Source organism: Methylobacterium sp. J-077 (assembly GCF_022829365.1).
Classification (GTDB): Bacteria; Pseudomonadota; Alphaproteobacteria; order Rhizobiales; family Beijerinckiaceae; genus Methylobacterium.
The window spans coordinates 1-1714 of record NZ_JAKSYJ010000057.1 but is presented as its reverse complement, the minus strand read 5'-3'; the positions used below and the strand labels follow the sequence as shown (position 1 = coordinate 1714).

General features: G+C 60.4%; 4 protein-coding genes and 2 pseudogenes. 4 read left to right on the top strand and 2 right to left on the bottom strand.

Annotated features, from left to right (window positions below; all coding sequences use genetic code 11):
* The 3 genes and pseudogenes from MKL11_RS03445 to MKL11_RS03435 all read left to right on the top strand — a co-directional run.
* Positions 1–124, top strand: a pseudogene (locus MKL11_RS03445) (IS630 family transposase); the annotation flags it as partial.
* Positions 125–391: 267 nt separating this feature from the next.
* Positions 392–646, top strand: a complete 255-nt coding sequence (locus tag MKL11_RS03440) for a type II toxin-antitoxin system Phd/YefM family antitoxin (RefSeq protein ID WP_243940305.1) — start codon at positions 392–394, stop codon at positions 644–646.
* Positions 643–915, top strand: a complete 273-nt coding sequence (locus MKL11_RS03435) for a Txe/YoeB family addiction module toxin (RefSeq protein WP_243940303.1) — start codon at positions 643–645, stop codon at positions 913–915. The genes MKL11_RS03440 and MKL11_RS03435 overlap by 4 nt, the downstream gene beginning before the upstream one ends.
* A 70-nt stretch (positions 916–985) precedes the next feature.
* On the opposite strand, the pseudogene MKL11_RS03430 reads toward MKL11_RS03435, so the two are convergent.
* Positions 986–1216: pseudogene (locus tag MKL11_RS03430) on the bottom strand (transposase); the annotation flags it as partial.
* A 57-nt stretch (positions 1217–1273) separates the two neighbouring features.
* Entirely contained in the window at positions 1274–1474 is a 201-nt protein-coding gene (locus MKL11_RS03425) for a hypothetical protein (RefSeq protein ID WP_243940307.1), read from the bottom strand.
* Between MKL11_RS03425 and MKL11_RS03420 the strand changes: the two genes are divergently transcribed.
* A partial coding sequence (locus MKL11_RS03420) for a transposase (RefSeq protein WP_243940301.1) occupies positions 1473–1714 on the top strand: 242 nt, incomplete at its 3' end. The genes MKL11_RS03425 and MKL11_RS03420 overlap by 2 nt on opposite strands.

Sequence of the window (1714 nt, the reverse complement as noted above, 5' to 3'; positions counted from 1 at the left end):
CAACCGCGTCTTCAAATCCTACGCCGACATCCTCGACCACTGCTGCCACGCCTGGAACACCCTCATCGACCAACCCTGGCGCATCATCTCCATCGGACTGCGCGCCTGGGCTCATGGGTTCTGATCAATGAGGATCGGTATAACATCTGCATAATCGTGGCGGGGACGCCCTTCGCAGGTCGACCCCACCGTGATCGGTGAGATGACCCTCTTCTCTTTCGCGGCTGGTTCGACCGGGCTGGACGGCAGGACTGGGCCGAGGCCTTCAGCGCCTTGGTCGTCACCACGATTCGAGTCTCGATCGCAGACTGTCTGACCCGTATCCTCTCAGGCCTTGCGCGGTTTGCCATCCCTCGATATGTACAGTATTATGTACATATGAGGAGGGGTTATGGCGCAAGTCAGTTACACCGAGTTCCGCGCGCAACTCGCGACCCATCTCGACCGGGTTGAGCAAGATCGGTCCGAACTGGTCGTCACCCGGCAGAACCGCCCCGACATGGTGGTGATGCCGTTGGCGGAGTTGGATAGCATCCGCGAGACGCTGCACTTGCTCTCGACCCCGGCGAACGCCCGGCGATTGCTCGAGGGCATCGCGCAGCTCGATACCGGTGCCGGAGCGGAACACAGATTGATCGAGACGTGAAACTTGTATGGTCGACGAACGCGTGGGGGGATTATCTGCATTGGCAGGCGACTGACCCGGACACGCTCGCCCGCCTCAACGAACTGATCAAGGTGTGCATGCGAACGCCGTTCAAGGGCATCGGGAAGGTCGAGCCCCTGAAGGGCAACCTCAAGGGCTGGTGGTCGCGTCGGATCACGGGGGCACACCGGCTCGTCTACCGGGTGAGTGGTGCCGGTGAGGACCAGGCGCTTGAGATTGCTCAATGCCGCTGGCACTACGACCACTGAACTATAGTTCGAACCACGTCGTGCAGAGTTTGCTGGCTCGTCGAGCACACATTATACCAATCGCTGGTGATCATAACCAATAAGCCCACGCGCGCAGGTCGAGGGACATGATCTTCCAGGGTTGAGCAATGAGGCGATTCCAGGCGTGGCAGCACCGGTCGACGATGTCGTCGTAGGAGGCGAAGATCCGATCGCCGAGCCAGTTGTCGCGCATGAATCGCCAGACGTTCTCTACTGAATTGAGTTCGGGCGCGCAGGGCGGCAGCGTCAGCAAGGTGACGTTGTCCGGCACGATGACGTCGTGGACTGTGATTAGGCGTCGAATAAGGGGTCTGGCGCAATCTCGATGCAGGTTGGCTTATTGTGTGCCGATCAGCCGGGCTTCAAGCAGGTCGAGTTTGGCCCGGCCGAACATCTGCCGCTTCACAAGCTTCAGGCGGGTGATCTGCCCCTCCGTCTGGCCGTTCGACCATGATTGATGACCCTGACCCAGCAAACTGGTCCGCGCTGAGCGCAAGTTTTTCGGGCATCCTGAACCCTTAAGGAGGGTGGATGCCATGCCTCGCAAACGCTTCACGCACGAACAGATCGCCTTCGCCCTGCGGCAGGCGGAGAAGGGTGCGACGGTGGACGAGGTCTGCCGGACGATGGGCGTGTCCGAGTCGACGTTTTACCGTTGGAAGAAGCAGTTCGTCGGCATGGGCATGCCGGAGATCCGCCGGCTCAAGCAGTTGGAGGATGAGAACAGCAAGCTGAAACGGCTGGTCGCCGACCTGACGCTGGACCGCTCGATGCTGCA